This is a genomic window from Knoellia aerolata DSM 18566, assembly GCF_000768695.1.
GTDB classification, from domain to species: domain Bacteria; phylum Actinomycetota; class Actinomycetes; order Actinomycetales; family Dermatophilaceae; genus Knoellia; species Knoellia aerolata.
This window is the reverse complement of record NZ_AVPL01000037.1, coordinates 1-23385: the sequence shown is the minus strand read 5'-3', so window position 1 is coordinate 23385 and position 23385 is coordinate 1. Positions and strand designations below refer to the sequence as shown.

The 23385-nt window shown below is 72.6% G+C and carries 21 protein-coding genes; 7 read left to right on the top strand and 14 right to left on the bottom strand.

Translation table 11 applies throughout. The features are described from left to right. The first annotated feature begins 30 nt into the window (after positions 1–30). On the top strand, positions 31–783 hold the full coding sequence (locus tag N801_RS12865) for a hypothetical protein (protein WP_035938427.1): 753 nt from the start codon (positions 31–33) through the stop codon (positions 781–783). 12 nt (positions 784–795) lie between these two features. On the opposite strand, the gene N801_RS12860 is transcribed toward N801_RS12865, so the two are convergent. Next, positions 796–1356: a GNAT family N-acetyltransferase gene (locus N801_RS12860; protein ID WP_035938426.1), complete on the bottom strand. Its 561-nt coding sequence runs from the start codon at positions 1354–1356 to the stop codon at positions 796–798. A gap of 69 nt (positions 1357–1425) precedes the next feature. On the opposite strand from N801_RS12860, the gene N801_RS12855 reads away from it, so the two are divergent. Then, positions 1426–3327, top strand: coding sequence for an alpha/beta hydrolase family protein (locus N801_RS12855; RefSeq protein ID WP_035938425.1), 1902 nt, complete (start codon positions 1426–1428; stop codon positions 3325–3327). Between the two features lie 2 nt (positions 3328–3329). Here N801_RS12855 and N801_RS12850 read toward each other — a convergent pair whose 3' ends face one another. Genes N801_RS12850 through N801_RS12840 form a run of 3 tightly spaced genes read right to left on the bottom strand, consistent with a single transcriptional unit; the run spans position 3330 to position 6813 of the window. Continuing rightward, positions 3330–4184, bottom strand: a complete 855-nt coding sequence (locus tag N801_RS12850) for a MaoC/PaaZ C-terminal domain-containing protein (RefSeq protein ID WP_035938423.1) — start codon at positions 4182–4184, stop codon at positions 3330–3332. After that, a complete protein-coding gene (locus tag N801_RS12845) occupies positions 4184–5521 on the bottom strand; it encodes a 3-oxoacyl-ACP reductase (RefSeq protein WP_035938420.1) in 1338 nt (445 codons plus the stop codon). Before N801_RS12845 ends, N801_RS12850 begins: the two co-directional genes overlap by 1 nt. Before the next feature lie 2 nt (positions 5522–5523). Continuing rightward, positions 5524–6813, bottom strand: coding sequence for an acetyl-CoA C-acetyltransferase (locus N801_RS12840; RefSeq protein WP_035938419.1), 1290 nt, complete (start codon positions 6811–6813; stop codon positions 5524–5526). A 112-nt stretch (positions 6814–6925) separates the two neighbouring features. Between N801_RS12840 and N801_RS12835 the strand changes: the two genes are divergently transcribed. The 3 genes from N801_RS12835 to N801_RS12825 are packed head-to-tail and all read left to right on the top strand — an operon-like array spanning position 6926 to position 10241. Continuing rightward, complete coding sequence (locus tag N801_RS12835; protein ID WP_052112973.1) at positions 6926–7675, top strand: TetR family transcriptional regulator; 750 nt, start codon at positions 6926–6928, stop codon at positions 7673–7675. Between the two features lie 2 nt (positions 7676–7677). Then, complete coding sequence (locus N801_RS12830; protein WP_035938418.1) at positions 7678–9612, top strand: acyl-CoA dehydrogenase family protein; 1935 nt, start codon at positions 7678–7680, stop codon at positions 9610–9612. Then, positions 9609–10241 carry a class I SAM-dependent methyltransferase gene (locus N801_RS12825; RefSeq protein ID WP_035938416.1) on the top strand — a complete coding sequence of 211 codons (633 nt, stop codon included), beginning with the start codon at positions 9609–9611 and terminating at the stop codon, positions 10239–10241. Before N801_RS12830 ends, N801_RS12825 begins: the two co-directional genes overlap by 4 nt. On the opposite strand, the gene N801_RS12820 is transcribed toward N801_RS12825, so the two are convergent. The 4 genes from N801_RS12820 to N801_RS12805 form a co-directional block, all read right to left on the bottom strand. Next, positions 10230–11360: an NAD(P)/FAD-dependent oxidoreductase gene (locus N801_RS12820; protein WP_035938414.1), complete on the bottom strand. Its 1131-nt coding sequence runs from the start codon at positions 11358–11360 to the stop codon at positions 10230–10232. The two genes, N801_RS12825 and N801_RS12820, sit on opposite strands and share 12 nt — an antisense overlap. Positions 11361–11424: 64 nt before the next feature. Continuing rightward, positions 11425–12708 (bottom strand): SAM-dependent methyltransferase, encoded by a 1284-nt coding sequence (locus tag N801_RS12815; protein ID WP_035938412.1) that lies wholly within the window; start codon positions 12706–12708, stop codon positions 11425–11427. Continuing rightward, on the bottom strand, positions 12705–14093 hold the full coding sequence (locus tag N801_RS12810; protein ID WP_084108904.1) for an FAD-binding oxidoreductase: 1389 nt from the start codon (positions 14091–14093) through the stop codon (positions 12705–12707). The genes N801_RS12815 and N801_RS12810 overlap by 4 nt, the downstream gene beginning before the upstream one ends. Before the next feature lie 19 nt (positions 14094–14112). Further along, entirely contained in the window at positions 14113–16485 is a 2373-nt protein-coding gene (locus N801_RS12805) for a M28 family peptidase (protein ID WP_035938408.1), read from the bottom strand. Positions 16486–16771: 286 nt separating this feature from the next. On the opposite strand from N801_RS12805, the gene N801_RS12800 reads away from it, so the two are divergent. Together N801_RS12800 and N801_RS12795 are read left to right on the top strand one after the other, a co-directional pair. Further along, on the top strand, positions 16772–16954 hold the full coding sequence (locus tag N801_RS12800) for a hypothetical protein (protein ID WP_035938406.1): 183 nt from the start codon (positions 16772–16774) through the stop codon (positions 16952–16954). 62 nt (positions 16955–17016) lie between these two features. Further along, on the top strand, positions 17017–17361 hold the full coding sequence (locus tag N801_RS12795; protein WP_035938404.1) for a hypothetical protein: 345 nt from the start codon (positions 17017–17019) through the stop codon (positions 17359–17361). A gap of 82 nt (positions 17362–17443) precedes the next feature. Here the strand turns inward: N801_RS12795 and N801_RS12790 are convergent, their stop codons facing one another. From N801_RS12790 to N801_RS12765, 6 genes are all read right to left on the bottom strand, one after another. Continuing rightward, positions 17444–18478 (bottom strand): VWA domain-containing protein, encoded by a 1035-nt coding sequence (locus N801_RS12790; RefSeq protein ID WP_035938402.1) that lies wholly within the window; start codon positions 18476–18478, stop codon positions 17444–17446. Beyond that, positions 18478–19443: a VWA domain-containing protein gene (locus N801_RS12785; protein WP_035938400.1), complete on the bottom strand. Its 966-nt coding sequence runs from the start codon at positions 19441–19443 to the stop codon at positions 18478–18480. The genes N801_RS12790 and N801_RS12785 overlap by 1 nt, the downstream gene beginning before the upstream one ends. Beyond that, a complete protein-coding gene (locus tag N801_RS12780) occupies positions 19443–20321 on the bottom strand; it encodes a DUF58 domain-containing protein (RefSeq protein ID WP_035938397.1) in 879 nt (292 codons plus the stop codon). Before N801_RS12780 ends, N801_RS12785 begins: the two co-directional genes overlap by 1 nt. A gap of 5 nt (positions 20322–20326) precedes the next feature. Next, positions 20327–21325, bottom strand: a complete 999-nt coding sequence (locus N801_RS12775) for an AAA family ATPase (RefSeq protein WP_052112969.1) — start codon at positions 21323–21325, stop codon at positions 20327–20329. Between the two features lie 24 nt (positions 21326–21349). Continuing rightward, positions 21350–21898, bottom strand: a complete 549-nt coding sequence (locus N801_RS12770) for a S1C family serine protease (RefSeq protein WP_052112966.1) — start codon at positions 21896–21898, stop codon at positions 21350–21352. A 491-nt stretch (positions 21899–22389) separates the two neighbouring features. Then, positions 22390–23385: HAD-IC family P-type ATPase (locus tag N801_RS12765; protein ID WP_035938395.1), on the bottom strand; the 996-nt coding region annotated here is incomplete at its 5' end.

Genomic DNA, 23385 nt, shown 5'->3' with positions numbered 1-23385 from the left:
ACCGGGCTCACGTGTGGGACGGTCACAGGCATGGACCTCGTCGTCGCCAGCCTCACCGACCGACCCGACCTCGCGGGTCTCCTCCGCGACTTCGACGACACGTGGCCGGAGTTCATGCGGCACGACCCCATGGGCGACCTCTACTACTCCCGGGCCACGACGACGTATGCCGCGTGGACCCTCGTCGCGTGGGACGCTGCCGACCCGGGACGCCTCGTGGCGAAGTCCCACTCGGTCCCCTTCGCGATGGGGGACGCCGTCGGGCGGCCGCGGCTCCCGGACGACGGCTGGGACGGCGTCATCCGCTGGGCGTGGCTCGACGAGCTCTCGGGGCGCAGCCCCACTCACGTGTCGGGGCTCGAGGTCGCGATCCGCAGCGACCTCCAGGGCACCGGGCTGGCCTCAGTCATGCTGGAGGCCAAGCGGCAGAACGCCGCTCGTCTGGGATTCTCGGACCTCGTCGCACCGGTGCGGCCGAACGGCAAGCACCGGCGCCCGCGGCTGCCCATGAGTGACTACCTCGCGGGGCTCCGCGACGACGGCCTCCCCGAGGACCCCTGGCTGCGGCTGCACGTTCGCGTCGGCGCCACGATCGAGGGCGTCTGCCCGCGCGCGATGACGATCTCGGGCACGTTGGCCGAGTGGCGCTCCTGGACGGGGCTGCCGTTCGACGAGACAGGCGACGTCGAGGTGCCGTTCGCGCTCAACCCCGTCCATGTGAGCGTCGAGCACGACCACGCCGTCTACGTCGAGCCCGGGGTGTGGGTGCACCACCGCATCTGAGGGCGGCGCGGCTCAGCGGCCCGGGACGATCCAGTAGCGCCGCCGCCCCTGCCGGGTGTCCTCGTGGCGTCCGCCGGCGGACTCGATGGTGCGCGCCGAGGCCACGTTGTCCTCGTCACAGGTCACGAGGACCCGGTCGATCCCCCGCCCACCTGCCAGCACCACCGCCTGCCGCAGGGCGTCGACCGCATGCCCGCGCCGACGGGCCGAGGGCCGGACGCTGTAGCCGATGTGGCCACCGAGCTCGGCGAGGAAGGGGTTGTCGAGGCTGTGCCGCAGCGAGATCGCCCCGACGTACTCGTCGCCGTCCACCATCCACAGGTAGGTGCACGCCACCCAGCCGGACGGGCGCGGCGAGTCCGGGTCCTCGTCACCGATCCGGTTGGCGACGAAGCGCTCGAACTCCTCCGGGTCCGCGAGCCCGTCGCGGGTGAACTCGACGCCGGGGAAGGTCTCGTCGGCCGGCCACACGAGGATGCCGCCGTGCTGCTCGTCCCCCGCGGCGAGGAACTCGTCGGAGGCCGCCAGGTAGGACTGCTGGTATCGGACGTGCGGACGGGCCAGGCTCACCATGCGGCGACGGTACGTCGGGGGCAGCGCCGCGCGCCAGCCGTCGCGGGTCCGCGGTCTAGTTTGGTCGTCATGACCGTTCTGCCGTTCGGCTCCTGGCCCTCGCCCCTGTCCCCCGCCGCGCTCACCGCCGCCACCCGTGGCCTCGACGAGGTGCGCGTGGACGGCTCCGACACCTACTGGCTCGAGTCGCGACCCTGGGAGAACGGCCGCGTCGTCCTCGTCCGCCACGTGGGCTCGACCGGGGCGGTGGACGACGTCGTGGGCGAGGGGGTCAACGTCCGTTCCCGGGTGCACGAGTACGGCGGCGGCGCGTATGCCGTCCGCTCCGGGACCGTGGTCGTCACGACCATGCCGGACCTCAGGGTGCACGTCGTGGCGGCCGACGGGTCCCTGCGCGCGATCACGCCCGAGGGAGGGTTCCGCTACGGCGGGCTCGTCCTCGCGGACGGCTTCGTCCTCGCGGTCCGCGAGGACCACTCGGGCGACGGGGAGCCGGTCAACACGCTCGTGCGCCTCTCGGTCGACGACGACAACGCCGACGGCGGGACGGTGATCTGGGAGGGCACCGACTTCGTCGGCCGCCCGGCCCTGTCCCCCGACGGCCTCGAGCTCGCCGTGGTGACGTGGGACCACCCGAACATGCCGTGGGACACGACGACCCTGCGGCGAGCGGTGCTGGCCGGTGCCGCGTCGGACGGGGCGAGCGCCTGGGAGGTCGTCGCGGCCGACGAGGACGTGAGCGTCGGCCAGCCCCGCTTCGCACCCGACGGCTCGCTGTGGTTCGTCTCGGACGCCTCCGGCTGGTGGAACCTCATGCGCGACGGCGGGTCCGGACCAGAGGCGGTCCACCGCACCGAGTCGGACTTCATGCAGCCACAGTGGGTCCTCGGCATGGGCGACTACGCCCTCCTCGACGACGGCCGCGCGCTGGTGCACTGGTGGGCCGACGGGGTCGGTCGCCTCGGCGTCCTCGACCCGGAGACCGGAGACCTCGCCGACGCCGGTGTGCCGGGCGTGCAGTTCGACCACCTCCAGGCGGTGGGTGACGAGATCGTCGTCCGGGTCGGCACCCCCACCGAGCTCCCCGTCGTCGTCCGCGGACGCATCGGTGGACCGGTCACGACGCTCCGGCGCAGCCGCGACGACGGTCTCGACCCGGCATACGCCACCGCGCCGCAGGCGTGGAGCTGGACCAACAGCGGCGGCCTGGACGTGCACGGCGTCTTCCTCCCGCCGGGGCACGCGCAGGCGGTGGGGCCCGACGGGGAGCTGCCGCCGCTGCTCGTCTTCGTCCACGGCGGGCCGACGGCCCGGGCCGAGGCAGGGCTGCAGCTCGGACGAGCGTTCTGGACGACGCGGGGCTTCGCGGTCCTCGACGTCAACCACTCGGGCAGCACCGGACACGGGCGGGCCTACCGGGACCGGCTGCTCGGGCGGTGGGGGGTCGTCGACATCGACGACGTCGTCACGGGCGCCCGCTCGCTCGCCGACGCCGGACTGGTCGACGGCGACCGGCTCGCCATCAGCGGCGGTAGCGCCGGGGGCTACTCCGTCCTGCGGGCCCTCACGACGAGCGACGCCTTCGCCGCGGGCACGAGCTACTTCGGGGTGGCCGACCTCGAGGCACTGGCGTCCGACACCCACAAGTTCGAGTCGCGCTACCTCGACCGCCTCGTGGGTCCGTACCCGGAGGCGAAGGACCTGTACGTCGAGCGCTCCCCCATCCACCACCTCGACGCCGTGCAGGGGGCGGTGCTGCTGCTCCAGGGCGGGATCGACGAGGTCGTGCCGCCCGCACAGGCGGAGAGCATGGCCGCGGCCCTGCGTGCGGCCGGGAAGGACGTCGACCTCGTGATGTACCCGGAGGAGGGCCACGGGTTCCGTGCGGCCGAGGCGATCGAGGACTCGGTCACCCGCGAGCTGGCCTTCTACGGGCGGGTGTTCGGCTTCACCCCAGCACCTTCGGCGTGACGTCAGGCGGTCTCGAGCGTCAGGACGAGGTGCTCGACCTCGGGCGTGCGGGCGGAGCGCAGCCCGGCGACGAGCAGGGGTCCGCTCCGGTCGACGAGGAGGTCCACCCGGCCCGGCAGCAGCACCGGCTTCCTGAACCACACGTGGGACGTGCTCGGTCCGCTCGCCCGGCGCCCGAGGGCGCCGAGGACGCGCGCCGACGTCCACATGCCGTGGGCGATCGCCCTGGGGAAGCCCATGGCCCTCGCGGTGAGCGCGTGGAGGTGGATCGGGTTCACGTCACCGGACACGGCGGCATACTGCCGACCCAGGTCACCGGGCAGGGACCACTGCGCGGCAGGGAACCCCCGGGGCAGGGACGGCGCCTCGGCCCCGCGCTGCGCGTCGGGGTTGCCCTTGCCTCGGGCGAGGTAGGTGCTGCGTCCGCTCCACACCGGCTCACCCTCGACGCTGGCCTCGGTGACGAGGTCGACCTGACGGCCCCTGGGGTGGTCCCGCAGGTGCTCGGCGTGCACGGCGACGTCGATCACGTCGGACGCGGTGATCGTGCGCCGCACGGTGATCGTGTTCTCGACGTGCACGAGGCCGGGGAGCGGCAGCGGGAACGAGGAGCGACCCATGAGCTCGACCTGCAGGGGGAAGCCGAGGAGGTGCGGGTAGGTGTGCGGGAGCGCGTCGTCGACGGCGAAGCCGCAGAGCCGCTGGTAGTCCATGAGGCGCCCGCGGTCGACCTCGTGCCCTGCCAGGACCAGCTCGGTGTCCGGCAGGGTCGTGCCGGACTTCTTGCCGGCCACGGCCGCCCTGACGAAGACCCTCGCGAGAGAGGGCGCCTCACGAAAGGTCTCGGTGCTCGGCATCAGGCCCCCAGCAGCATCTGGCCGCAGACCCGGACCACGTTGCCGGTGACGGCGCGGTTGGCGTCCCAGGCGAAGTAGCCGATCGTCTCGGCGACGTCGACGGGCTGACCGCCCTGGGACAGCGAGTTCGTCAGCCGACCGATCTCACGGGTCGCGAAGGGCACCGCGGCCGTCATCTCGGTCTCGATGAAGCCGGGTGCGACCGCGTTGACGGTGATCCCCTTGGCGAGGACGGCGTCGTCGGCGGCCAGGGCCTGGGTCATCCCGATGACACCGGCCTTGGATGCGGCGTAGTGGCTCTGCCCGCGGTTGCCCGCGATCCCGGCGATCGAGCTGATATGGACGATGTGGCCGCCCTCGCGGATGGCGGGGACCAGTGCCTCGTTCATCCGCAGGATCGACAGGAGGTTGACCTGGAGGACGGCGTCCCACCGGTCCGCGTCGGTGTTGGCGAGCAGCTTGTCGCGGGTGATGCCGGCGTTGTGGACGACGATGTCGAAGCCGCCGTGGCGGGCCTGCGCGTGCTCGACGATCCTGGCGCCGGCATCCTCCGCCGTGACGTCGAGCTGCAGGGCCGTGCCACTGAGCCGGTTCGCGACCTCGGCGAGCGGCCCACCGGCGGCGGGCACGTCGACGGCGATGATCGTGGCCCCGTCGCGGGCCAGGGTGTCGGCAATGGCCGCACCGATGCCGCGGGCGGCACCCGTGACGACCGCGACCTTGCCGGCGAGCGGCTGGTCCCAGTCGGCCGGGGCGACGAGCTCGCCGACCGGTCGGCCGACGTGGAACACCTGTCCGGAGACGTAGGCGGAGCGGCCGGAGAGCAGGAAGCGCACCGTCGCGTCGACGCCGGCGTCGGCGCCGTCGTCCACGAGGACGAGGTTGGCGGTCCCCCCGGCTCGCATCTCCTTGCCGACCGAGCGGACGACCCCCTCGAGAGAGCGGCGCGCCGCGGCCTGGGAGACGGAGCCGGTGCCCTCGGGCGGTCGGCCCACGACGATGACGCGTCCGGTGGGTGCGAGCGTCCTGAGGGCCGGGCCGAGGACGGAGCGCAGGGTCTCGAGGTCGGCCGGAGTCTCGATGGCGGTGAGGTCGAGGACCACACCGACCACCGACGTCGACGGCAGGGACGCGACCTGGACCCCGGCGTCCTCGAGCAGGTGGCGGACCCGCTCGGCGACGGGCGCGTCACCGTGACCGGCGACGAGCACGGCCCCGGGGACGAGGGAGCCGCCGAGCTGGTGGCGACGCAGCCGGGCCGGGCGCGGCAGGCCGAGGGTGGTGGCGAGCTGCTTGCCCACTCCGCCACTGACGAGCTGGCCGTAGGTGAACGCCATGGTCAGGCTCCTTCGAGGATCGCGACGACGCCCTGCCCACCGGCAGCGCAGATGGAGATGAGGCCACGGCTGCCCGGGCCCTTCTCGTGCAGCATCTTCGCGAGGGTCGCGACGATGCGGCCGCCGGTGGCGGCGAAGGGGTGGCCGGCCGCGAGCGACGAGCCGTTGACGTTCAGCCTCGACCTGTCGATGGGTCCGAGCGGCTTCTCGAGGCCGAGGCGCTCGGTGCAGAACTCCTCGTCCTCCCACGCCTTGAGAGTCGAGAGGACGGTGGAGGCGAAGGCCTCGTGGATCTCGTAGTAGTCGAAGTCCTGCAGCGTCAGCCCGTTGCGGGCGAGCAGGCGCGGGACGGCATACGCGGGGGCCATGAGCAGCCCTTCGTCACCGTGCACGTAGTCGACCGCGGCGACCTCGCCGTCGACGAACCACGCCTGGACGGGAAGGTGGTGCTCGGCGGCCCACTCCTCCGAGCCGAGCAGGACCGCGGACGCGCCGTCGGTGAGCGGCGTCGAGTTGCCGGCCGTCATCGTCGCGTTCTCGCCCTTGCCGAAGACCGGCCTGAGAGCGGCGAGCTTCTCGACGCTCGAGTCGGGGCGCAGGTTCTGGTCCTTGGCGAGGCCGAGGTAGGAGGTCATGAGGTCGTCGAAGAAGCCGCGGTCGTAGGCCGCGGCGAGGTTCTGGTGGCTCGCTGCGGCGAGCTGGTCCTGCGCCTCGCGGGTGATGCCCCACTTCTTGGCGGTGATCGCCATGTGCTCGCCCATGGACAGCCCGGTGCGCGGCTCGGTGTTGGCCGGCGTCTCGATGCCGATGTCTCCGGGCCGGATCGCGAGGACACCCTTGGCCATGTCGAGCGTCGTCCTTCCCCGGTTGAGACGGAGCAGCTTGCGACGGAGCTTCTCGCTCACCATGATCGGCGCGTCCGAGGAGGTGTCGACGCCGCCGGCGATGCCGGACTCGATCTGCCCGAGCTTGATCTTGTTGGAGACGAGGATGGCGTTCTCGAGCCCGGTCCCACAGGCCTGCTGGACGTCGTATGCCGTCGTCTGCGGTGCGAGGCTCGACCCGAGGACCGCTTCACGCGTGAGGTTGAAGTCGCGGCTGTGCTTGATGACGGCGCCACCGACGACCTCACCGAGACGCTCCCCGGCGAGGCCGTGCCGTGCGACGAGCCCCTCGAGCGCGGCCGTGAACATGTCCTGGTTGGACGCCTTGGCGTAGGGCCCGAACTGGCGGGCGAAGGGAATGCGGTTACCGCCGAGGACTGCGGCGCGGCGGGGACTGGCTGGGGTCACCGTGGGCTCCTGGAAGGGGTCGAGAGGTGGGTCGTGCGGGCCGCGTGGGATGCGACACATATCCGGTACTGACGGTAGCAGGTACCCGGTCGCGCCTGCTACGGTCCGACCTGTGACCAGCACCACGAGGCCCGAGCCGGACGGGCGCCCCGCTCCCGCCGCCGAGGCACCCGTGGACGGGCGCAGCAGCCGCTGGGACGAGCACCGCGCCCAACGCCGCACCGAGCTCGTGGAGGCCACCCTGCGCGCCATCCGGAGCCGCGGCGCCAGCGTGGCCATCGACGACATCGCCGCCCTCGCGGGCACCTCGAAGACCGTCTTCTACCGGCACTTCACCGACCGGGCCGGGCTCTACGGCGCCGTCGCCGAACGCGTCAACGCGAGCATCCTGCGCGACATCAGCCGGGCCGTCGGCGACGTCCTCGCGCTCTCCGACGGGCAGACCGAGCCCACGACGGCGCCGCGCGACGTGCTCGCCGCCGCCGTCGACGCCTACCTGTCGCTCGTCGAGACCGACCCCGAGGTCTACCGCTTCATCGTCGCCGCCCCGCTCGTGCCGCCGTCCGAGCGCACCGAGACCATCGACCTCGCCTGGAGCGTGAGCCAGTCGATCGCGGTACAGATCGGCGGGCTCATCGCCGTCGCGCTGGGCGCCGCGGGGCGCAGCACCGACCCGGCACCGACCTGGGGCCACGCCGTGGTCGGCATGGTCCGCGCCGCCGGCGACGACTGGCTGCGCGCGGGCGCTGCCGGCTCCGGGACGTCGCGCGAGATGCTCAAGGAGCACCTCACCGAGCTCATCTGGGGCGGGCTGTCCGCCGTCTTCCCCGTGACCACCGACACCGACAGCCCCCAGGAGTGACCGTGGACGACCTCGCCCCCGCCCTGACCCGCATCCTCGACGGACGCTGGGGTGAGGTGCGTCGTCGCCTGCGCGAGCACGAGGACCCGATGCGGTTCGCTCCACCGCCAGAGCGCCTGTCGATGGAGGAGCACCGTGCGTTCACCACCGCCCAGCTGCTCTCACTGACCGGCGAGGACTTCGCCAGCGCCGGGCTCGCCACGGGGATGGGCGGCAGCGCCGACTTCGGCGCCTCCGTCACCGCCTTCGAGATGCTCGGCCACGGCGACCTGTCGCTCCTCGTCAAGGCCGGTGTGCAGTTCGGCCTCTTCGGGGGCGCCATCGCCAACCTCGGCACCGAACGGCACCACACGGCATACCTGCCCGGCATGGTCGACGGGAGCCTCCTCGGCTGCTTCGCCATGACCGAGACCGGGCACGGGTCCAACGTGCAGCACCTCGAGACCACGGCGACGCACGACCTCGGGACCGACGAGATCGTCGTCAGGTCCCCGACCCCCGGGTCGCAGAAGAACTACATCGGCAACGCGGCGCGCGACGGCCGGATGGCGGCGGTGTTCGCCCAGCTGGTCAGCGCCGACGGTGAGGGGCACGGGGTCCACTGCGTCCTCGTCCCGATCCGCGACGGGCAGGGGCACCCGATGCCCGGGGTGACCATCGGCGACAACGGCGCCAAGGGCGGACTGCCCGGCGTGGACAACGGCACCCTCGAGTTCGACGAGGTGCGGGTGCCGCGCGCGAACCTGCTCGGCCGCTACGGCGACATCGATGCCGGCGGCACCTACAGCTCGCCGATCGACGACGCCTCGCGTCGCTTCTTCACGATGCTCGGCACCCTGGTCCGCGGCCGGATCTCGGTCGCCGGCGGGGCGGGCGCCGCGACCCGGTCGGCGCTCACCCTGGCCACGAGGTACGCCCTGCACCGGCGGCAGTTCGCCGCCCCCGGGGACGGCGAGGAGGAGCTCACCCTGATGAGCTACCGCGCGCACCAGCGCAAGCTGCTGCCCGCCATCGCCAGGAGCTACGCGCTGATGCTCGCGCAGAACGACCTCGTCGAGATGATGCACGAGGTCGCGGGCCATGAGGGTGGCGCGCCGGAGGAGCACCAGCGCGAGCTCGAGGCGCGCGCCGCCGGGATCAAGGCCGTCGCCACCCGGCACGCGACCGACACCATCCAGATGTGCCGCGAGGCCTGCGGCGGCGCCGGCTACATGGCGAGCAACCGGCTCACCGACCTCAAGGCCGACACCGACGTCTTCACGACGTTCGAGGGCGACAACACCGTCCTGCTCCAGCTCGTGGCCAAGGGGCTGCTCACCGAGTTCCAGGAGACCTTCGAGGACAACTCGCCGCGCGCCATGATCGCCTTCGCCTCGCGCTTCACGGCGTCGTCGATCCTCGAGCGCACGCCGGCTGCCGGGCTCATCTCGCGGCTCATGGCTCGCGCACCCAGCACCGACGACGACGACGCCGAACGGCACCGCGGCCGCCAGCTCTCGCTCTTCCTCGACCGCGAGAAGCACCTGCTCGAAGGGGTGGCCCTCAGGCTGGCGAAGGCCGCCAGGGCCGAGCCGACGGACGCCTTCCGGATCTTCAACAACGCCCAGGACCACCTGCTCGCCGCCGCCGAGGCGCACATCGACCGGGTGCTGCTGGAGGCGATGTGCGCCGCGGTGGAGACGTGCGAGGAGGGACCCGTGGCCGAGCTCCTCGACGACGTCACCGACCTCTTCGCCCTCTCGACCATCGAGCGCCACCGTGCCTGGTACCTCGAGCACGGACGCCTGACGCCCACCGCCTCGAAGCGTGTCATCCGCGGCGTCGGGGTCCTGTGCAAGGACCTCGCACCGCACGCCCGGCTGCTCGTGGACGCCTTCGCGATCCCCGACGCGTGGCTGGGCGCACCGGGGCTGCTCGAGCCGTTGGGGTCCGCGTGAGCGAGCTGCCCGCCACCCGCTGGGCCCTCGGGGGCGAGGCGCACCTCGGCTACGGCCGGCGGTTCGCCGACCTCGTCGCCCGCGGTGAGGACGTCGACGGCGAGGCCCGGCTGGCCGATGCACTGCTGCCCCGAGGTGCCCGGGTGCTCGACGCCGGCGCCGGCATGGGCCGGGTCACGGCGGCGCTCCGGGAGCGCGGACACGAGGTCACGGGCGTCGACCCGGACCTCGCCCTCGTCGACCAGGCCGAGCGCACCTACCCGGGGGTCGGCCTGCTGCCGCTCGACATCCTCGCGCTCTCGCCCGAGGCGCTGGCGGCGCGCGGCCGACCCGCCGAGTTCGACCTCGTCCTCTCCGTGGGCAACGTCTTCATCCTGCTCGCGGAGGGCACCGAGCGACGGGCGCTCGGCACGTTGCGGGGGCTGCTCGCTCCCGGCGGTCGCCTCCTCATCGGCTTCCACCTGACCGGGGGCCCGGCGGGGAGCCGCGCCTACCCGCCGGAGGAGTTCGTCCTCGACGTCGAGGCCGCCGGCCTGCGCGTCGACCTGCGAGCGGGCGGTTACGACCTGCGCCCGCCGGACGCGCAGTATGCCGTGTGGCTGCTCAGCGACGCCTCGTCACGGGCCTGACTCCGCGGGCGGCGGCTGGCCGACGCTGGCACGCATCTCGTCCGCCGCGTCCCAGTCGTTGGCCTGCATCGCCGCGACCACGACGTCGTCGCGGATCCACCAGGCGCGGAACGCCCCGCTGAAGTCGCCGGTGGTCCGGACGCGGTCGTAGCCGTCCGGGCCGACACTGCCCCAGTACTCCATCCCGAGGTCGTACTGGTCGGTGTAGAAGTACGGCAGGCGGGTGTAGGGCTCGTCGGCGCCGAGGATGGTCGCCGCCGCCGCCTTGCCCTGCTTGATCGCGGTGTCCCAGTGCTCGACCCGCAACCGCCGGCCCAGGACCGGGTGAAGGTGGTTCGCGATGTCGCCGACGGCGAGGATGTCCGGGTCGGAGGACCGGAGGTGGGCGTCGACGAGCACGCCGTTGTCGACGTCGAGCCCCGCCGCCTCCGCGAGGGCGGTGCGCGGCAGGACCCCCACGCCCACGACGACGACGTCTGCCTCGGCGAGGTCGTCGGCGGTCACCGTGACCCCGAGGCGGAGGTCGACGCCGTGCGAACGGTGCAGCTGGGCGAACCGCTCTGCCACCTCGGGACCGAGCACTCCCACCAGGGGAAGCGCGGCCATCTCGTGGACGGTGACCTGCGCGCCGGCCAGCCGTGCCGCGGCGGCCACCTCGAGACCGATCCAGCCCGCACCGATGATCGCCACGTTCGCCCCGTCGGTCAGCGCCTGCTTGACCGCGGCGGAGTCCTCCACCGTCCGCAGGTACCGCACCGGCCGGCCGGAGCCGTCCGCCAGGGCCAGGCGCCGAGGCTCGCACCCGGTGGCGAGGACGAGCACGTCGTACGGCTGCTCGCCGGCACTGGTGACGACGAGGTGGCGCTCCCGGTCGATGGACGTGACCTCCGTGCCCGTGTGCACCTCGATGTCGTGCTCCGAGTACCAGTCGGCGTCGTGCACGGTGGCGTCACCGGTCTCCTTCTTCCCGAGGAGGACGTCCTTGCTGAGCGGTGGCCGCTCGTAGGGCAGGTGCGGCTCCGCCCCGATGAGGACGATCTCGCCCTCGTGCCCACGCTCGCGCAGCTCCTCGACGACGTTCGCCCCGGCCAGCCCTGCACCGACGACGACGACCCTCATGACATCCACCGGTTCCGGTCCATGCGTCCAGACGCTACGCCGCGGTCGTCACCCGCGGCAGCCCTCACGAGGTCCACCACTGGCGCAGCGGCACCTGCGGGAGTCGGGACGGCACCGGCCTCGCGGCCAGCACCTGGTGCAGCTGGACGACGTTGCGCTCGAAGCCACGACGCGAGCCCGCGAGGTAGAGGCCCCAGACCTTCGCCGTCCCCTCCCCCACGTCGGCCACGCAGGAGGCCCAGTGCTCGACGAGGTTCTCGCCCCAGGCCGCCAGGGTGAGGGCGTAGTGCTCTCGCAGGTTCTCGGAGTGCACGACCTCGAAACCGTTGTCCTGCATGGTCGTGATGATCCGGCCGGACCCGGTGAGCTCGCCGTCGGGGAAGATGTAGCGGTCGATGAACCGGCCGACGCTCTTGGCCCGGTTCTCGGGTCTGGTGATGCAGTGGTTGAGCACGAGCCCTCCCGGCTTGACGTGGTGGAGCATCCAGTCGAAGTACGTGGGGTAGTTGCGCACCCCGATGTGCTCGGTGATGCCGATCGAGGAGATGGCGTCGAACCCGGTCTCGGCGACGTGGCGGTAGTCCTCGTGCCGGACGGCGGCGAGCTCCCCCAGCCCCTCGCGGGCGATGGCGACCTGTGCCCACGCCGCCTGCTCACCGGACAGTGTCACGCCGAGCGCTCGCACCCCCCGCCGTGCGGCGTACCGGACCATCCCGCCCCACCCGCAGCCGATGTCGAGCAACCGGTCACCGGGACGCAGCGCGAGCTTCTCGAAGACGAGGCGGTACTTCTCCTCCTGCGCCTCGTCGAGCCCGGTGTCGTGGTCGGGGAAGACCGCGCAGGTGTAGGTCATGCTCGGGCCGAGCACCTGCTCGTAGAAGTGGTTGGAGACGTCGTAGTGGTGGCGGATCGCCTCGCTGTCCCGCCCGTACGAGTGGCGCAGGCCCTCGGCCACCCGCCGCCACCTCGGCACAGCCTCCTGCGGCGGCGGGGGCGGGGGCGCGAGGTTGCGTGGCCCGACGATGCGCGCGAGGTCGAGGAGCAGCCGCGGGTCCGGGCGGCGGAAGTGCACACGTTCGAGGTCGACCAGGGCCTCGTAGGGGTTGCCCGGGTGCACGCCCTCGACGACGAGGTCACCGGTGGTGTAGGCGCGGGCCATGCCGAGGTCCCCGGGCGCGGTGGCGAGGTAGGCGACCGCTCGCTGGTTGGCGATGTGGATGGTTCGCGGGGCGCTGTCCGGCCCCGTCTTCGACCCGTCGTAGGCCGTGACCCGCACCGGCAGCGGGCCGACGACCACCTCGTCGACGAGGTCGGCGACCGTGCGGATCTCATCGGTCGTGTGGCTCATGCGTGTCGCACCGCCTTGTCGTAGAGGTGAGGGAACCGCCCGTCCGGGTCGTAGGTGGCCTTCAGCACGGCATACGCGTCCCCGCCGTAGAGGGCGTCGAAGTCGGACCGGGAGTAGTAGGAGTCGGAGTACAGGGACTTGTGGCCGCCGACCTCGTCGACACGGCGCTCGATGGCGCGGTTGGTGGCGCCCAGCTCCTCGCCCGGTCCGGGCCCCGGCACGGTCGACCAGAACCCCACGTTGACGTAGGTGCGTCCGGGCTCGAGCGGATAGAGCGGCCACCTCTGATGGTCGCGAAGACGCAACGGGCACAGCCAGATCGGTTCGATCGGCACCTCGTCGAGGAACCAGTGGAGGAAGGCCGCGGTCTGCCCGAGCGGGATCTCGACGTCCTGGACCACCCGCTCCCGCGGCGGGTTGCCCCGACGTGCCTCGAGGCGGTCCGAGAACCCGACGCGCCGGTCCGCCGCCACGAGCCTCCAGTACACGCTCGACCGGCGCCACCGGCGCGGCCACCACCGCCGGACGCGCGGGTCCTGGGCCCCGAAGGCGCGCGAGCACCAGAACCAGTCGGTGTCCCAGCGCCAGAGGTAGTCGTGAGTGGTGAGCAGGTCGCGCCGTGGAGAGGGGCCGTCGTGCTGGATCGACCGGTAGTAGACCTGCTGCCCGGTGTAGTCGCTGGTCGGTCCGGTCCGGTCGGAGTGACGACCCAGCGTGAGGTACGCCTCGTCGCGGGAGAAGACCACCCCGTCCACGTGGTCGACCTCCTCGCCCTCGTGCGATCTCGTCGCCACGACCTCGGCGATGGCGGCGCACAGGGCGTCGAGGTCGTGGAAGCGGACGTGCCTCACCTCCACACAGGTACCCACACGCTCGAGCTCGATGCGCAGGCACGTCGCGTAGCCCAGCGACCCGTAGGAGTTGGGGAAGCCGCGGAAGAGGTCGGCGTGCTCGTTGTCCGCTGTGGCAGTGACGATCTCGCCGGCACCCGTGAGGACGTCCATCTCGAGGACGGACTCGTGCGGCAACCCGTTGCGGAACGACGTCGACTCGATCCCGAGACCGGTGACCGCCCCGCCGACGGTGATGGTCCGCAGCTGGGGCACGACGAGCGGCGCGAGCCCGAGCGGCAGCGTTGCGGCGACGAGGTCCTCGTACGTGCACATTCCGTCGACGTCGGCCGTGAGGGTGCCTGCGTCGACCACGCGCACGCCGGTCAGTCCGCTCGTGTCGAGCCCGCGTGTCGAGGTGCCCTCCCGGGCGCGGAAGAGGTTGGACGTGCGCTTGGCCAGCCGCACGCGTTCGCCCGGGGGGACGGCGGCGAAGCTCTCGAGCAGCCGCCGCTCCCCCACGGTCCGCACCCTGGCCGGTCCGGTCCGGTCCATGCTCATCACCGTGTCCGCGTCACGACGGGTCCCGCAGGTCGACGACCGAGGTGACGAGGACGCCGTCAGGCACCTCGTGGACCGCGGTGGTGTGGCCGGTGCCGCGGGGCCGCACGGCGGGCGAGCCGTCGAAGCCGGTCGTGTAGGCCGCGAGGGCCAGCTGCACGTCCGCCCCCGTCGGCACGGTGAACCGGAGCGGAATGTCCTCTCCCGGGCTGAAGGCCACGACACGGACCGAGCTCGGCGACCCGGAGGTCGCCTCGTCGAGGCGTTCCCCGTGGACGGCGACCGACCGTATTCCGCCTGCGCTGCGGAGGTCGACGGTGACCGCGTACCGGCCCGCACCGGGTGCCACGTCGACGACGAGCTCCCGCCCTGCCGGGGTCGTGGTGTCGCGGGTGACGGTGACCGCGGGCGGGCTCACGTCGGCGCCGGACCTCATCGGGGCCGGGGCGCTGAGTCCCGGCCGGGTCGCGCCCGGTTGGTGGAAGGGCGACGCCTCGAACCGGGTCGGCGTCCAGCCGGTCGTGCCGACCTGTCCCGTGTGCGCATCGAGCTCCTGCGGCAATGCCACCCACCGTGCCGTCCCGGCGTCCGCGTCGACGTGGTGGACGAGGAGGCTCGGACGGGGTGCACCGCCGAGTGCGCTCGTCGCCACGCCGACCCCTGCTGCGGCCACGGCCAGCGCGCCCGTCGCCGCCGCCGGACGCCAGCCCACCCGCTCTCGTCCGACGAGGACGAGGGGGACGACGACGGTCAGGCCCAGCACCACCCACAGCATCGGCAACGGGGTGGCGACCGGGAGGATCAGCTCGAACCGGGCGGACAGCATGAAGTAGAGGGCGACGAGCGGACTGAGGAGGAGCACCGCAGGCAGGGCAGCCAGGGTGACGGCCGTCTGCACCGCCCGCGACGACCGCTCCCCGGTGACGAGGAACGCGAACCCCGCCGTCGCCGCGAGCAGCGGCCAGGTGACGGCATACGCCGCGTCCGGGAGCACCGCCGCGAGGAGCAGCGCCACGAGCGCCGACCCGACCAGCGCGCCGGCCACGACCTCCAGTGCCGAGCTGCGACGACGCAACGGCCACACGACGACGAGGACGCCGGCAGCGCCGGCGGCGACGGCGGCCAGGACGTAGGCCGTCCGGTCGTGCACCCCACCGTTCACCGCGTCGGACAGCCGGGGGTCGACGACCCGAGCGCCGAGCCAGAGCGCGGTGGCGGCCAGGACGCCGCTGAGGCCGGCCACCCCGAGGACCAGCCACGACAGGACCACGCGACGCGCGGCGACGCGTCCGCGTCGCGTCGCCACCCCGACGGTCAGGGCCACGGCGAGCGCCGCGAGCACGGCGAGCGGCGGGGACCACGTCGAGGGGTAGGCCACCGTCAGCCCGTCCAGCAGGGTGAAGGCGACGAGGTTCGGTGCTCGCACGGTGTCGAGGTCGGTCGTCGCCAGCCGCTCCGCCAGGCGGACGACGGTGGTGCCGTACTCGGCGAGCGTTCCCGGGTGCATGGCCGCTGCCGTGTCGAGTCCTGAGTGGTATGCCGGGAGGCCACCCACGACCACCAGCTCGAGTCCCGCGGGCACGACCTCCTGGTAGCGGCCGAGGTCGGCGCCCTGACCGGTGGCGTTGAGGGGGGCGGCGAACGCGGTGTGGACGATGGGCGAGGGGGCCGCGTCGAGGTACTGACGCAGCGCCCATCCGTTGCGCGGGCTCGTCAGGGCCGGGGTGACCCGCCCGGCGTTCCCGACCCCCTCGGTGTTGACGACGACCCGCACATCCCTCATCCACTCCGCCGACTCCACCAGCGCCAGCGCACCGAGCATCTCGTGCTCCTCGCCGTCGACGAAGGCCACGATGACGTCGTTGCGGGGCGGTGGTCCCGCCGTGAGGGAACGCATCGCGGCGAGGACGCTCACGACCCCGGCGCCGTTGTCACCGGCGCCGGCGGACGTCGGGACGGAGTCGTGGTGCGCCGCCAGCAGGACGGCCTGGTCCGCGCCGGGCCCCACGCCCCCGAGCCGCGCCACGACGTTGCGGACGGTCCCGGTCCACACCGAGCGGGGCGCATCCGGGGCCATCGTCACCCTGCGCGAGTCCACCTCCGGCTCCAGCCCCAGGGCCCTGAGCTCTCGCACCAGGTAGGCCTCGACCGTCGCCTGCTCGGCGGTGCCCATCGGGTGGGGCGCCGCCGCCACGACCGCGAGGTCGTCGCGGGCCCGCTCGAGGGAGAACCCTCCGCTGGTGTCGCCGGCGGGTTCGGCCGGCGACCGCAGCGGTGAGACGCCCACGAGCGCGGCCACCCCGAGCGCCGCCACCATGAGCAGCACGCCGACGGTCGGCTGCGTCGGGGCCTGGGTGACGTCACGCCGGCGACGGCGAGGGTTCATCGTCCGCAACACCTTCTCGACCCGCGGGCCGCGGGTCACGTGCCGAACGGACGGACCAGAGGGTCACGGCCGGGACTCCGTCGACCCTTCGGAGGCTACGCCCGGGCCGCACCCGGTGTCCGGGGATTCACCTGCTCGGCAGCGGAGCGTGGCCGGCCCACGGCCAGGATGGCGAAGCGGCGAGCGGCAGGCCAGTTGAGGCTCAGCCCGCACCGTCGGGGCTTCACGCGTGGTTGATCATGGGGCAGTCTGGGTGAGGCACTGACGGCTACGGAAGGGTGTCGACGTGGAAATCGACCGGCAGGAGATCGTCGATCAGCTTCGGGGTCGAGGTGAGGACGACCTGGCCGACCGCGCCGAGCGGGAGCTGCCAGAGGTCGTGGACACCGACCAGCACGCCGCCCTCCTGCATCAGCTCGGCATCAACCCACTGGAGCTGCTCGGCGGTGTCGGGGGAACCTTCGGCTGACCTGACAGCCTCGGTCTGTCCGTCGCGACCACGAGCGTGGTGACCGATGTCAGGATGTCCCCGTGGCGTCGGAAACACGAATGGTGGCCTTGGGCTTCGGCAAGTTCGCGCGCGCCGATCGCATCTTCGCGCTCGAGCGCATCGACGGCGAGGAACGACGTGATGGTCGCCGTACCCGGGTGTGGATCGACGGAGTGACCGAACCGCTGATCGCCTCGAGGACGGAGCGCACCATCCTGCGCGACGTGGGGCAGGAGGCCGCCGTTCTCGGACCTGAGCTCGACGAGGCGTTGGACCTGGCTGCCCGGCTCGCGGCGGCAGCCGATGAGGGGCGAGTGGACCTGGGTGACCTGGGTCGTCGAGCCCGACGCCTGCTGGCCTCGACGACCGAGCGTGCTCCCACATAGTGGCGCCGAGCGAACCATGAGGGAGAGCCCTGGTGAGTTGTGGCCCTCCGAAGGGTGGGCCGTGAGGGGCCGCAGCAAGTCCTCACCGGGCCCGGTCGAGCCAGGTCGCCATCGCGAAGGCCCCGGCGGCGAGCACACCGGCCAGAGCGGCGAACCAGACGGCGACGTCGACGGACTCCTTCCCGGTCGCGATGTGCTGCGGAAGGTCGGCGAGCGCGTCGGTGAGCTGGTCGGCGCTCTCGGCGCGGTAGTACGTGCCGCCGGTGAGATCAGCCACCCCCTGGAGGGTCTCCTCGTCGATCGACCGGTCCACCCCGCGCCCGCCCAGGCCCCCTGGCCCGGCGCCGAAGCCCCCGCCGGGCACGACCTGGTCGGCGTTGCAGACGCTGGGCGCCGGCACCTCGCTCCCGAATCCGATCGTGTACACGCGGATCCCCCGGTCGGCGGCCTGTTCCGCTGCCGTCGCCGGGTCGACTCCGTTCCTGTTGGAGCCATCTGTCAGGACCACGATCACGGCCGCGGCGTCGTCCCGAGTCGCGCTGTCCGGGACGTCCGCACCGGTGGGAGCGACGGACGGGTCGAGCTCGGCGATGGCATCGATGGACGTGAGGATGCCCTGGCCGATCGCGGTGCCCCGCCCGGTCACCAGCGACTCGACGGCGCGCCCGAGGGCCTCGGTGTCGTCGGTCGGCGGGACCGCCACGGTGGCGAAACCGGCGAAGGTCACCAGCCCGATCCGCGAACCCTCGGGTTGTGCCTCGATGAAGTCGATGGCTGCCTGCTGGGCCGCCTGCAGGCGGTTGGGGTCGACGTCGGTGGAGCACATCGACCTGGAGACATCCATCGCGAGCAGGATGGTGGTTGCGGTGGAGGAGACGTTGGCCTCCCGATGAGGACGAGCCGCGGCCACCCCGAGCGCCACCAGGGCCAGGAGGAGCAGGGCCGGGGGAACCACCCTGCGCCACCTCGTGGTGCCCGGTTGCACCGAGCGCACCAGGGCGACCGACGAGACGAGCACCGCGCCACGCTTGCGGCGCCGTGCCCGCCACCACTGGAGGGCCAACAGGGCGGGTACGACCGCGACGACCAGCAACGCCCACGGCCATGACAGCGCCATCAGATCAGCCTTCCCTGGCGAATCAAGGCACGGGCCGAGCCCAGGGTGAGCAGCACGGCGGCAAGGCCACCGAGCGGGCCTGCGAGAGGAAGGGGCTCCTGAGTCACGGTGAGTCGACGGTCCAAGGAGTCGGCGAGGTCCATGACGTCGGCCACCTCGGACGACGGGTGGTACTCGCCGCCGGTGGTCTCGGCGATCTCGGTGAGTGCGTCCTCGTCGAGCGCGGTGTGGAGGGTGTAGCCGTCGGCGTCGACAGTGGTACCCGCCGCCGTCCCGACGCCGACCGCCTCGATGCGCACGCCCGCGGTCAGGGCGAGCGCCGTGGCCGCGACCACGGCCGCGTCCCCCTCACCCACCGCCTCGCCGTCGGAGACCAGGACGACGGTCGCCGAGCTCCAGTACCCCAGCTCCGGCGCTGGGGCGCCCTCCTCCGGCAGGACCACCGCCTTCCCCGTGATGGCCGAGAGGCTGCCGAGGATCGCCCCCGCGAGCGAGGTGCCCCCCGAGGGGGTGAGGCGCGCAACAGCTGCTGCGGCCAGGGCATGATCCGCACTCGGCTCGCCGGCGCTCAACGGCCCGGCCCCGAACGCCACGACACCGATGTCCACACTGTCGGGCTGCGCTTCGATGAGAGTGGTGGCCACCCGCTTGGCGGCGTGCAGCCGGCTGGGGGCGACGTCCGTGGCCGTCATGCTCTGGGAGACGTCAATGGCCACGATGACCGTGCCGGCGGAGCGCGGTGTCGGGACGTCGACCGTCGGGCCCGCCATCGCGATGGCGAGCACCGCCAGTCCGCTGAAGGACAGCCACCGACCTGCGGGCACCGGTGTCGGGGCCGCGCCGCCGGGGACGCCCGCCAGGACAAGCACCCGCGCCCGCCGTCGCCCGGTGACGACGGTGCCCACGACCAACGCCACGACCGCAAGGATTCCCATCGGGAGCAACCACGGGGTGGTGAGGTCCATCACCGTCTCCACCGCGTCGCGGCCACCAGACGAACCAGCGCGTCGACGAGGTCCTGGTCGGTGCGGATCTGGTGCAGCGGCACCGCGACGTGGCGCAACACGCCGCTCACCTCGGCATCGCGTGCGGCCACCGCGCTGCTCATGCCGGCTCGGAACACCGGGTCCGACGCGTCGACGAGCACCTGCTCCCCGGTCTCGGCGTCCTCGACGACCAGCAGTCCCACGTCGGGGATGGCGCCGTCGGCCGCGTCGACGATGCGCAGCGCGACCACATCGTGGCGGTACGCGAGCATCGCGAGCGGTCGGGTCCACGGACCGCTGCCGATGAAGTCCGAGATGACGACGACCAGGGCCCGCCGCCGCGCCGGCACCGCCACCGACTCCAGCATTCCGGCCAGGTCGGTGGTGGTCGTGACCACCCTCGTCTCCCGCAGGAGCTCCCGTCCGATGCGCAGCGCCTGGGCCCGGCCCGTCCCGGTCGTGACCACCCTGGCCGCGGCACCGTCGTAGAGAACTGCCCCGACCCGGTTGCCCGGGCGCGCGAAGAGTCGGGCGAGGAGCAGGGCCAGCTCGGTCAGGACGTCGCGCTTCGTGCGGCCCTCGGCTCCCACGCCCATGGACCCGGAGCGGTCGAGGACGAGCCAGACCGTGAGGTCGCGGTCCTCGTTGTACTCGCGGACGAGCGTCTCGCCCACCCTGGCGGTGGCCGACCAGTCGATGCGGCGGGCATCGTCGGTGTCGACGTACTCGCGAAGCCCCGCCAGGTCGACGCCGCCACCACGGTGGTGGGTGCGGTAGGCGCCGTTCAGCCTGCCGTCGAGGCGGCGGAGGACCTGCCACTCCAGGCGGAGCAGCAGGCGCTCGGGCGCCGTGACCACGAGAGTCAGGCCCCCTGGAGCACGACTCGTGGGGCCGGCACCGAGCCCAGGACACGGGTGACGACGGTGTCGGCGTCGACGTCGTCGGCCAGCGCCTCGTACGAGAGCACGAGACGGTGCCGCAGCACGTCGAGCGCCAGGTCGCCGAGGTCGGGGGGCAGCACGTAGTCGCGTCCGCGGAGGAAGGCGAGGGCCCGGGCACCCGCCACGAGGGCGATCGTGGCGCGCGGACTGGCGCCATAGGTCACGTAGCGGTCCAGGTCCCCGAGGCCCACGGCGGCGGGTGAGCGCGTCGCCGTGACGAGTCGGACCGCGTAGTCGACGATGGCAGGGTCGACGTAGGTCCCGCCGACCCTGGCCTGCATCGCGGCCAGGTCCTCGAGGGTGAGCATCGGCACGTGCTCGGCAGGGGGCTCGATCGACCGCTGCACGATGGCGTGCTCCTCGGCAGCGTTCGGATATCCCACGACCACCTTCATCATGAAGCGGTCGACCTGGGCCTCCGGAAGCGGATACGTGCCCTCCGACTCGATCGGGTTCTGGGTGGCCAGGACCAGGAACGGCGTCGGGACGGCGAGCGTCTCGCGCCCGATGGTCACCTGGCGCTCCTGCATGACCTCGAGCAGTGCGCTCTGCACCTTGGCCGGGGCGCGGTTGATCTCGTCGGCCAGCAGCAGGTTGGTGAAGACGGGTCCCCTGGTCGTCTCGAACTCGCCCGTGTTCTGGCGGTAGACCCGTCCGCCGGTCAGGTCGGCGGGCACCAGGTCCGGCGTGAACTGGATCCGCTGGAACTGGCCGCCGATGGCGGCAGCGAGCGTACGCACGGCCAACGTCTTGGCCAGCCCGGGCACCCCCTCGACGAGGAGGTGTCCACCCGTCAGGAGGGCGACCGCCATCCGTTCGAGGAGGCTGTCCTGACCGACGATGGTGCGCTTGACTTCGAAGAGCACCTCTTCGAACGGGTTCGCACCCGGCCTGCGGGCGGCTCCGGTGGGGACGGTCATGTCGACTCCTCAGTGGTGGTCAGGTCAGATCTGTGGGCCCGGCCCGTCTCCGCCGAGAGCGGTTCCGATCGGGACCGCGAAGCCGATGCCCGCGAAGGCCCTGTCCTTGCCCGGGTCGGCGATCGAGACGACGATCCCGACGACGAGTCCGCCCGCGTTGAGCAGCGGCCCCCCCGAGCTGCCGGGGTTGACGGCGGCATCGAACTGGATGAGCCCGGCGAACGTGCCGTCGGCCGTGTCGGCCCGCCGGTCGAGGCCTGACACCACGCCCGCGGATGCGCTTGCGGCGAGTCCGAGCGGGTTGCCGATGGCGACGACCGGGCCCCCGACCTCGACGGCGCCGCCGAGGGTCGCGGGGACGAGCGTCTCGGGGAGGTCGCCCGGGATCAGCGTGGCGATGTCCGACGCCTCGTCGGACGACGCCACCGTGGCCGTGGTCTCCGTGCCATCGGCGAAGGTCACGCGGATCGTGCCAGCGCCACTCACGACATGCGCAGCGGTGAGGATCTCCCCGTTCCTGTTGGCGACCACGCCGCTGCCCAGCCGGTTCCGGTCTGCGGTGATGACGACCATGGACGCGACGGTCCCGGTCGTAGATGTCAGCGACCGTCGGTGTCGGTGACTCGCTCGCGGCCACGGGAGTTGGGCGGGCCCCGGTGGGCTGCGACAGAGCATCCACCGTGGTCCCGAGGAGGAAACCGAGAGTCAGCAGCGCAGCGATGCCCAACGCGACGCCGGTGATGAGGCCGCGGCGGTTCGTGTCCGGTCGAGGTGCATCTGCCACGGCATTCTCCTCAGCCGACCGCGGGTCTGTCGACGCACGCCGTGACCTGCCCCGCCTCGCTGCGGCTCATGTCCTCGTCGACCAGGTCGGTCGCCCTGCTGGAGGAGCGCTGTCCACGTGTCGGGCTCCGCTGACGGCCCCCTCTGCAGGGGGCCGGCCTGCGCGACCGCACGCTCAAGGCCACTGATCCCGACGGCGCACCACCATGGGTCCAGCGTCCCCCAGCGACGTGCATGGCGTCCATAGCGAAGGACGGTTCAGAACCCGATCGGGGTACGCGTCAGCCGCCGTGGCGAGCAGCCGACTCGGCCAGCTGGGGTGCACGCTTCGTGGCGTCACCGCCTTGCGGCGGAGCTGGGAGCCGTAGGCGCTTGAGCATGAGCGCGTTGACGGCCACGATGACGCTGGATCCGGACATCGACAGTGCCGCGACCTCCGGCCGGAGCACGAGGCCCAGGGACGGCTCGAACACGCCCGCTGCGATCGGCAGCGCGATGACGTTGTAGCCCACGGCCCAGCCGAGGTTCTGGCGCATCTTGCGCAACGTCCCTCTGCCGACTCGCAGTGCGATGGGCACGTCGAGTGGGTCCGAGCGCATGAGGACGAGGTCCGCGGTCTCGATGGCGACGTCGGTGCCGGCGCCGATCGCGATGCCGAGGTCCGCCTGGGCCAGGGCGGGTGCGTCGTTGACGCCGTCGCCGACCATGGCGACCTTCTTGCCCTGGGCCTGGAGCTCGGCGACCTTCGCGGCCTTGTCGCCGGGGAGCACCTCGGCGATGACCGTGTCGATGCCGAGCTGCCTCGCGATGCGTTCGGCGGTGGCCTGGTTGTCGCCGCTGAGCATGACGACCTCGGTGCCGAGCTCGTGCAGCTCGCGGATCGCCTGCGCGGAGGTCTCGCGGACCGCGTCGGCCAGGGCGATGACCCCCGCGCCCCGTCCGTCGACGCCGATGAGCACCGCGGTGCGGCCGCTGGCGGCGAGCTCCTCGCGTCGAGCCAGCAGCGGACCGACGTCGATGCCTTCCTGGGTCATGAGCTTGCGGTTGCCGACGACGACCCGGTGGCCGTCGACGGTGGCCACGGCCCCGTGTCCCGGAACGTTCCGGAAGTCCGAGGTGACCGGAGGAGCGACACCCCGGCTGACGGCATACGCGACGATGGCTCCCGCGAGCGGGTGCTCGGACTCGCGTTCCACGCCGCTGACCAGACGCAGCAGCTCGTCCTCACCGGCGCCGTCCCTGACGACGACGTCGGTGACCTCGGGCTCGCCCTTGGT

Excerpts from the sequence above, each read along its gene's own strand:
- N801_RS12865 (WP_035938427.1), top strand. The coding sequence starts at position 31 with ATGGACCTCGTCGTCGCCAGCCTCACCGACCGACCCGACCTCGCGGGT.
- N801_RS12860 (WP_035938426.1), bottom strand. The coding sequence starts at position 1,356 with ATGGTGAGCCTGGCCCGTCCGCACGTCCGATACCAGCAGTCCTACCTG.
- N801_RS12855 (WP_035938425.1), top strand. The coding sequence starts at position 1,426 with ATGACCGTTCTGCCGTTCGGCTCCTGGCCCTCGCCCCTGTCCCCCGCC.
- N801_RS12850 (WP_035938423.1), bottom strand. The coding sequence starts at position 4,184 with ATGCCGAGCACCGAGACCTTTCGTGAGGCGCCCTCTCTCGCGAGGGTC.
- N801_RS12845 (WP_035938420.1), bottom strand. The coding sequence starts at position 5,521 with ATGGCGTTCACCTACGGCCAGCTCGTCAGTGGCGGAGTGGGCAAGCAG.
- N801_RS12820 (WP_035938414.1), bottom strand. The coding sequence starts at position 11,360 with ATGAGGGTCGTCGTCGTCGGTGCAGGGCTGGCCGGGGCGAACGTCGTC.
- N801_RS12815 (WP_035938412.1), bottom strand. The coding sequence starts at position 12,708 with ATGAGCCACACGACCGATGAGATCCGCACGGTCGCCGACCTCGTCGAC.
- N801_RS12810 (WP_084108904.1), bottom strand. The coding sequence starts at position 14,093 with ATGGACCGGACCGGACCGGCCAGGGTGCGGACCGTGGGGGAGCGGCGG.
- N801_RS12805 (WP_035938408.1), bottom strand. The coding sequence starts at position 16,485 with ATGAACCCTCGCCGTCGCCGGCGTGACGTCACCCAGGCCCCGACGCAG.
- N801_RS12790 (WP_035938402.1), bottom strand. The coding sequence starts at position 18,478 with ATGGCGCTGTCATGGCCGTGGGCGTTGCTGGTCGTCGCGGTCGTACCC.
- N801_RS12785 (WP_035938400.1), bottom strand. The coding sequence starts at position 19,443 with ATGGACCTCACCACCCCGTGGTTGCTCCCGATGGGAATCCTTGCGGTC.
- N801_RS12775 (WP_052112969.1), bottom strand. The coding sequence starts at position 21,325 with ATGACCGTCCCCACCGGAGCCGCCCGCAGGCCGGGTGCGAACCCGTTC.
- N801_RS12770 (WP_052112966.1), bottom strand. The coding sequence starts at position 21,898 with ATGGTCGTCATCACCGCAGACCGGAACCGGCTGGGCAGCGGCGTGGTC.